This window comes from Longimicrobiaceae bacterium (genome assembly GCA_035696245.1).
In the GTDB taxonomy this organism is placed as follows: domain Bacteria; phylum Gemmatimonadota; class Gemmatimonadetes; order Longimicrobiales; family Longimicrobiaceae; genus DASRQW01.
Window position 1 is genome coordinate 1 of record DASRQW010000490.1, and the last position, 7,965, is coordinate 7,965.

Genomic DNA, 7,965 nt, shown 5'->3' on the forward strand with positions numbered 1-7,965 from the left:
GGCCATTCGTAAATCCAAGGAAGTATGCGTGGTTCCCGAGTTGACGCGCGGTGGACCACTCACAATACTGAGAGCTACGATCAAAGGCAATATGGTCAAAGGGAGTGTTCGGTGTACGGCATGTAGATGCGAGGAGGGGCAGCCTGCGCACGCGGCTGCCCCTCTTCGCATCTACCATCCACACCCGCGGGATCAATCCTCAGATTCATGGTCCAAACCTCGATTGCACCGGGTCCCGTCTACCGCACATCCTGCCTCGCAGGTCTACGTCCCGAGCGCCTGGTCGAGGTCAGCGATGAGGTCTTCCACGTCTTCGACGCCGCAGGAGAGGCGGACGAGGCCGTCGCTGAGGCCCATGGCGGCGCGCTTCTCGGGCGGGATGGAGGCGTGGGTCATGGAGGCCGGATGGCCGATCAGGCTCTCCACGCCGCCCAGCGACTCGGCGAGGGCGAAGAGGCGCACGCGGTCTACGAACGCCTTGGCGCGCTCCAGCGAGCCGGTCTCGATGGAGATCATGCCGGTGAAGCCGCGCATCTGCCGCTTGGCCAGCTCGTGCTGCGGGTGCGAGGGCAGGCCGGGGTAGTAGACGCGCTCCACGCCGGGGTGCGCCTCCAGCCACTCGGCGATGCGCTGGCCGTTGGCGTTGTGCGCCGCCATGCGCAGGTGCAGGGTCTTGGTGCCGCGCAACGCCAGCCAGCAGTCCCACGGCCCCGGCACCGCGCCCGCCGCGTTCTGCAGGAAGCGCAGCTGCTCGTGTAGCTCGTCGCTCGACGTGAGCACCAGGCCGCCCACCATGTCCGAGTGGCCGTTGATGTACTTCGTCGTGGAATGGATCACCAGGTCGGCGCCCATCTCCAGCGGCCGCTGGTTGTACGGCGACGCGAAGGTGTTGTCCACGCTCAGCCACGCGCCCCCCTCGCGCGCGACTTCCGCCGTGGCGGCGATGTCGGAGAGCGCCATCATCGGGTTGGTGGGCGTCTCGATGTGCACAAGCTTCGTGTTGGGGCGCATGGCGGCGCGCACCTGCTCCAGGTCGCCGCTGTCCACGAAGGTGATGTCGATGCCCTGCCGCGAGATGACCTTGCTGAACAACCGGTAGGTCCCGCCGTACACGCCCTCGCCGCAGACCACGTGGTCGCCGGCCGAGAGGAGCTTCGCCACCGTGTCCGTCGCCGCGCTGCCGGACGCGAAGGCCAGGCCGTGCTTGCCACCTTCCAGCGCCGCCACGTTGCGCTCCAGCGCCTCGCGCGTGGGGTTGTGCGTGCGCGCGTACTCCCAGCCCAGGTGCCGGCCCAGCTCCGGCTGCACGTAGGTGGACGTCTGGTAGACCGGCGTCATGATGGCGCCCGTGGTGGGGTCCGGGTGCTGGCCGGCGTGGATGGCCAGCGTGCCGAAGCGGAGCCCGTCCTGCGCCTTCTCGTCTTTCATCTCGCGTCTCGCGGAAGCAGGTGGTCCCCCGTGCCGCGGGGGCGAATCAGAATAGCGGGCATCGTGCGGCCGAAGCAAGCCCGCGGCGACGATCGTTCGCGCGGGTGAGACGAACGTGGCCGGATCGTTCTGCCATTCGTCCCGATCTCCGAAAGATGATCGTTGACAGCCGCGGCGGCAAGAAGTACGTTCGATTCAACGGAGGGATGAGAGAATGATCGACGAGATCGACGAGAAGATACTGACGATCCTTCAGGAGAACGCGCGGACGTCCAACGCCGAGGTGGCGCGGCAGCTGGGCATGGCGCCGTCGGCGATCCTGGAGCGCATCCGCAAGCTGGAGGAGCGCGGGGTGATCGAGGGCTACGTGGCCCGCGTGAACCCCGAGGCGTACGGCCTGTGGCTCACCGCGTACGTCTTCGTGCGGGCGGACGAGCGCGCGGGGGCGACGGCCACGGCGCAGCGCCTGGCCGCCATCCGCGAGGTGCAGGAGGTGCACCACGTGGCGGGCGAGGACTGCTTCCTGGTGAAGGTGCGCACCGCCGGTACACGCGCCCTGGGCGAGCTGCTGCGCAAGGAGTTCGGCGAGATCGAGACGATCCGGTCCACGCGGTCGACGATCGTGATGGACACCATCAAGGAATCGTGGACGGTGCCGGCGCCGGCCCGCGGGGAGGTGGAAGATGGCGGCTGAAACGAAGGTCTCGCGCGCGGCGCTGCTGAAGCTCCTGGCGGCGTTCGCCATCGTGTACGTGATCTGGGGATCGACGTACCTGGCCATCGCCATCGCCATCGACACGATCCCGCCGCTGGCGATGGCGGGCGCGCGCTTCGTGATCGCCGGGTCGGTCCTGTACGCGTTCCTGCGGCTGCGCGGCGTGCCGAACCCCGAGCCGAGGCAGTGGCGCGCGGCCGGCATCGTGGGGGCGCTTCTGCTCGTGGGCGGCAACGGGTGCGTGGTGATGGCCGAGCGCACCGTGCCGTCCGGCATCGTGGCGCTCTTAGTGGCGACGGTGCCGCTGTGGATGGTGCTCCTGGAGTGGCTGCGGCCCGGCGGCGGCGTGCGGCCCGCGCGGCGGACGTTCGTGGGCCTGGCGGTGGGCTTCGCGGGGATGGTGCTGCTGGTGGGGCCGGGCGAGCTCTCCGGCGGCGGCGGAGTGCCGCTGGGCGGCGCGGCCATCGTCTTCGCCGGGTCGCTGTCGTGGGCGTTCGGGTCCATCTGGGCGCGGCAGGCACCGATGCCGAAGAACCCGCTGATGGCGACCGCTGTGGAGATGCTTTCCGCCGGCGTGCTGCTGACGGTCATCGCGGGCGCCACGGGCGAGCTGTCGTCCGTCGGCGCGCAGGCGGTGACGCTGAAGTCCCTGCTGGCGCTGGGCTACCTCATCGTCTTCGGGTCGCTGGTGGCGTTCAGCGCGTACGTGTGGCTGCTGCGCGCGACCACGCCCGCGCTCGTCTCCACCTACGCGTACGTGAACCCCGTCGTCGCCGTGTTCCTGGGCTGGCTGGTGCTGGGCGAGCCGGTGACGGGCCGTACGCTGCTCGCTGCCGCCGTCATCATCGCCGCCGTGGCGATCATCACCATCGGCGGCAAGCGCCCGGCGGAGGATGCGCCCGCGAAGGTGCTGGACGAGGGCGCTGCCGCGAGTCCGCTTTCGGAAGATGCGGAGATCGGCGGGGCGGGGAAGACGGCGCGCGCCTCATCGCCCGCGAACCTCGCGCCGATGCGGAAGCGGGCGAGCAGCGGCGGACGGTAGCGCATCGGGCGAGGACGGTAGATGATCGGCGGCTGTATCCTCGGATGCGCCGTCGATCATCATTCGGAGATGGCGAAGATACGCATCTGCCGAAACGCGCATCGGGAGATGCGGGGTGGATGCGCATCTACCGGCAACGCGTGTCGAGAGGTTCCTGCGGCGGAGAGTTGCGGATGCGATAAATCGCACCCCTACAGGTGGTTAGGTTTGCGCGGCGGGTGGGTCGAGGGTGATGGTGGAGGGTTGTTTGTAGGCGGCGAGGCGGGATTGGCAGAGGTGGCGGACGTCGTCTTCCGTTAGGGCGGCGCCGGGGGCGGGGCGGATGGTGAGGGCGATGTCGTTCTCCTTGGCGGCGTCGGGGACGGCTTCGACGGTGATGGCGGCGATGCGGGGGTCTTCGAGGAGGACGCGCTCGATCTCGGCGGGGTAGATGTTGAAGCCGCTGCGCGTGAACATGGGCTTGAGGCAGCCGTGGAAGGTGACGGCGCCATCCTGCGACATGCTGCCCAGGTCGCCCGTCCGCAGCCACTCGCCGTGGAAGTCCTCGACATTGCGGCCGCCCTCGCCCACGTAACCGGCGAAGACGTTCTCGCCCGCCACGCAGATCTCGCCCACCGCGCCGGTGGGCAGCACGTCGCCCCGCTCATCGCGGATGGTGACGGAGACGCCGGGGAACGGGTAGCCCATGGTGCCGCGGCGGTTGGGCCGGTCCAGCCGGTTGAAGAGGCAGACGGGCGACGCCTCGGTGAGCCCGTAGCCCTCGCGCAGCGGGACGCCGAACATGGCTTCCCAGCGCGCGGAAACCTCCTCCGGCAGCGGCGCGCCTCCGCAGATGGCGGCCTTCACGCTGTGGCGGGGCACGCCGCGCCGCTCCGCCGCCGCCAGGATCGCCATGTACATGGCCGGGACGCCGCAGAGCACCGTCGCCTGCGTCTCTTCCAGCAGCTCCAGCAGGCGAACGGGGTGGAAGCGCTCTACCGGGAGCACGGTGGCGCCCGCGGCGAGCGGCGCGTTGAGCGTCACGGTGAGCCCGAATGCGTGGATCAGAGGCAGCAGCGTGACCACGCGGTCGCCCTCGCCGATCTGCATGGCCTCCATGACGGCGGCCAGGTTCGCGCCCAGGCTGCGGTGCGTGAGCCGCGCCCCGCGGGCCCAGCCGCTCACGGCCGACGTGTAGATCACCGCCGCCTCGCGGTCGTCGCCCAGCGCCAGCTCGTCCGCCAGGATCGCATCCGCGGCCCGCGCCGCGACCTCTGCCGCCCTCACCGGGTCCGCATCCGCCGCCGCAGCCGCGGACGAGCGAACGGTGGGAGATTCGGTAGATGCGAATCGGGCAGATGACCGCGCTTCATCTACCGTCCCGCCATCTACCGAATCGCTCGCGAATGAAGCGCGTTCGGCAGATGCGCGAGATGCGCCATCGACCGAGGCGCCGTCGGACGATGCCGCGTGGGGCGGGGCGGGCTGCCGTGCATCTCCGGGCATCTCGATCTCGTCCATCGCGGCGTCGATGAGGATCGTGGGGATGCCGGGCGGGAGAAGGTGGGCCAGGTCGCGCGTGGTGACGGCGGCGGCGGCGCGAGAGTCCGCCACGTACTCGGCCACCTCGCGCGGCGAGTAGAGCGGGTTGAGCAGCACGGCGCTGGCGCCCGCGCGCAGGATGCCGTGGAAGGCGGCGGGGAACGCCTGGACGTTCGGCAGCAGCAGCGCCACGCGTCTTCCCGACACGCCCATCGTGTCCAGCGCCGCCGCGAACGCGCGGACGCGCCGCTCCAGCTCCGTGTACGTCCACGGCGCGTCGGACAGGATCGCGGTGCGGTCCGGAAAGCGCGCGGCGGCGGCGGTTACGGGGTCCGGAAGCGTCTCGTGCATCGGCTCGGAATGGGCGTGGAGACTGGCGGCGGAAGGCCGTGCGGCGGCATCTGCAAGGTGAGAACCGAACTTGCATACACCGTGGCGCCCGCGCCGGGGCCGCGCTTGACGCCGCCCGACGCCGCGGGGCAGATTCCCCGGTTTCTCCCCCGCCGCGGCGGGGGAGCACATCCAGACGGCCCGTTTACTCCATCGCCGGAACAGGTTCAGTGTTCGATACGTCGCAACTGATGGTGAGCGTCTCCGGCGTGCGCGGCCGGGTTGGCGGGGGCCTGACCCCGGAGGTGATCGCCCACTTCGCCGCCGCCTTCGGCGCCTACGCGCTGAAGCGCGGGCCGGGGAAGACGGTGGTGATCGGCCGCGACTCGCGCGTTTCCGGCGCCATGTTCATGCGGGCGGCCACCGCGGCGCTCCAGTCCGTCGGCTGCGACGTGGTAGATGTCGGCATCGTGCCCACGCCCAGCGTGCAGCTCGCGGTGGAGGATCTGGGCGCGGCGGGCGGGCTGGCGGTCACGGCCAGCCACAACCCCATCGAGTGGAACGCGCTCAAGTTCATCGGCCCCACGGGCATGTTCCTGGACGCCGACGAGGGCACGGAGATGCGCGCCTTCCTGGACGGCGAGATCCCGCGCGCGCAGTGGGCGGACCTGGGCCAGTGGCGCGAGGACGGCGGCGCGGTGGAGCGGCACCTGGCGCGCATCCTCGCCATCCCGTTCCTGGACGTGGAGAAGATCCGCGCGAAGCGCTTCCACGTGGCGCTGGACTGCGTGCGCGGCGCCGGCGGCAACATCTTCCCGCAGCTGCTGGAGGCGCTGGGCTGCACGGTGGACGCCATCAACCTGGAGACGGACGGCCTCTTCCCCCGCGAGCCCGAGCCGGTGGCGGAGAACCTGAAGGAGCTGGAGGCGCTGGTCGCCAAGGGCGGCGCCGTGGTCGGCCTGGCGACGGACCCCGACGTGGACCGCCTCTCCCTCGTCTCCGAACAGGGCAAGGCGATCGGCGAGGACTACACGCTGGCGCTGGCGGCGTCGCTCGTCCTGCGGCACAGGCCGGGCAAGGTGGTGACCAACCTCTCCACCAGCCGCCTGCTGGACGACGTGGCGGAGAAGGCGGGCACCAGGCTGGTGCGCGCGCCCGTGGGCGAGATCAACGTGGCGCGGCGGATGCAAGCGGAAGATGCGACCATCGGCGGCGAGGGAAACGGCGGCGTGATCCTGCCCGACGTCCATCTCACCCGCGACGCGCCCGTGGCCGCCGCCCTCATCCTCCAGCTCCTGGCCGAGACCGGCCGCCCGCTGAGCGAGCTGGCGGCGGAGATCGGGCGGTACGAGATCGTGAAGGAGAAGGTCGCCCGCCCGGACAAGCCGCTGGACGAGGTCTACGCCGCGCTGGAAGCGTCGATGGGCGCCCCCGAGGCCGACCGGCAGGACGGGCTGCGGCTGTCGTGGCCGGCGGAGCGCAAGTGGGCGCACCTGCGGCCTTCCGGCACCGAGCCCATCGTGCGCATCATCTGCGAGGCGCCCACGCGCGCCGAGGCCGACGAGCTGGTGGAGGCCCTGCGCAGGGCGCTCCCGGCATAAGCTGCACCCACTCTCAAACGCGGAAGCGAACGACTATGTGCGGAATCGTGGGATATATCGGTGCGCAGCAGGTCGCGCCGCTCCTCATCCAGGGGCTGAAGCGGCTGGAGTACCGCGGCTACGACTCGGCCGGGATCGCGGTGGCGAAGAACGGCACCATCTCCATCCGCAAGGAAGCCGGCAAGATCGCCGAGCTGGAGAAGCTGCTGGTGGAGGAGCCGGTGGAGGGCGTGTACGGCATCGGCCACACGCGCTGGGCCACGCACGGCCCGCCCACGACCACGAACGCGCACCCGCACACGAGCGAGAACGGCGACTTCGCGCTGGTGCACAACGGCATCATCGAGAACGCCAACGCGCTGCGCCGCCTGCTCACCGAGCGCGGCCACGTCTTCAAGAGCGAGACCGACACCGAGGTGCTTCTGCACCTGATCGAGGAGCTGTACACCACGGGCGACGGCCGGTCCGGCGAGTCGCTGGAGCGCGCGGTGGAGGCGGCGCTGGGGCAGGTGGAGGGCACGTACGGCATCGCCGTGGTCAGCACGCGCGACCCGGGCAAGATCGTGGTGGCCCGCCTGGGCAGCCCGCTCCTGATCGGGGTGGGCGAGAACGGCGAGACCTTCGTGGCGAGCGACGCGGCGGCGGTGATCGCGCACACCCGCGACGTCATCTACCTGGACGACGGCGACATGGCGACCATCACCACCAAGGGCTACACGGTGCATCGGCCGTCGCAGGGGCCGGTGCAGCGCGCGGTGAGCCGGGTAGACTGGGACCTGGACGAGGTGGAGCGCGGCGGGTACGACCACTTCATGCTCAAGGAGATCATGGAGCAGCCGGCCACCCTGCGCGAGACCATGCGCGGGCGGCTGCTGGTGGAGGACGGCGCGGTGAAGCTGGGCGGCCTGCAGGGGATGGACGAGGAGCTGCGCGACATCGAGCGCGTGATCATCCTGGGCTGCGGCACGAGCTGGCACAGCGGCCTGATCGGCGAGTACATGCTGGAGGACATCGCCCGCATCCCCACCGAGGTGGAGTACGCGTCGGAGTTCCGCTACCGCCGCCCGGTGGTGGAGCCGCGCACGCTCACCATCGCCATCTCGCAGAGCGGCGAGACGGCCGACACGCTGTGGGCCATGCGCGAGGCCAAGCAGGCCGGCGCCACCACGCTGGGCGTCGTGAACGCCGTGGGCAGCACCATCGCGCGCGAGACCGACGCGGGGGTGTACCTGCACGCGGGGCCCGAGATCGGCGTGGCCAGCACCAAGGCCTTCACCAGCCAGGTGGAGGTGCTGGCGATGCTGACGGTGCACCTGGGGCGGCTGCGC

At 70.7% G+C, this 7,965-nt stretch carries 6 protein-coding genes; 4 read left to right on the top strand and 2 right to left on the bottom strand.

Annotated elements, in window-relative coordinates:
- Positions 1-264 precede the first annotated feature (264 nt).
- Positions 265-1,428, bottom strand: coding sequence for a cystathionine gamma-synthase (locus VFE05_21955; GenBank protein ID HET6232755.1), 1,164 nt, complete (start codon positions 1,426-1,428; stop codon positions 265-267).
- Positions 1,429-1,642: 214 nt separating this feature from the next.
- On the opposite strand from VFE05_21955, the gene VFE05_21960 reads away from it, so the two are divergent.
- Together VFE05_21960 and yedA are read left to right on the top strand one after the other, a co-directional pair.
- Entirely contained in the window at positions 1,643-2,122 is a 480-nt protein-coding gene (locus tag VFE05_21960) for an Lrp/AsnC family transcriptional regulator (protein ID HET6232756.1), read from the top strand.
- Positions 2,112-3,185 (top strand): drug/metabolite exporter YedA, encoded by a 1,074-nt coding sequence (gene yedA, locus VFE05_21965; GenBank protein ID HET6232757.1) that lies wholly within the window; start codon positions 2,112-2,114, stop codon positions 3,183-3,185. Before VFE05_21960 ends, yedA begins: the two co-directional genes overlap by 11 nt.
- A gap of 201 nt (positions 3,186-3,386) precedes the next feature.
- On the opposite strand, the gene VFE05_21970 is transcribed toward yedA, so the two are convergent.
- The gene (locus tag VFE05_21970; protein ID HET6232758.1) at positions 3,387-5,057 is read right to left on the bottom strand and encodes an AMP-binding protein; all 1,671 of its coding nucleotides are present in this window, start codon (positions 5,055-5,057) and stop codon (positions 3,387-3,389) included.
- Positions 5,058-5,266: 209 nt separating this feature from the next.
- Between VFE05_21970 and glmM the strand changes: the two genes are divergently transcribed.
- Together glmM and glmS are read left to right on the top strand one after the other, a co-directional pair.
- A complete protein-coding gene (gene glmM / locus VFE05_21975; GenBank protein HET6232759.1) occupies positions 5,267-6,637 on the top strand; it encodes a phosphoglucosamine mutase in 1,371 nt (456 codons plus the stop codon).
- A 47-nt stretch (positions 6,638-6,684) separates the two neighbouring features.
- Positions 6,685-7,965, top strand: a 1,281-nt coding sequence (gene glmS / locus VFE05_21980; protein HET6232760.1) for a glutamine--fructose-6-phosphate transaminase (isomerizing), incomplete at its 3' end; no start/stop codon positions are given.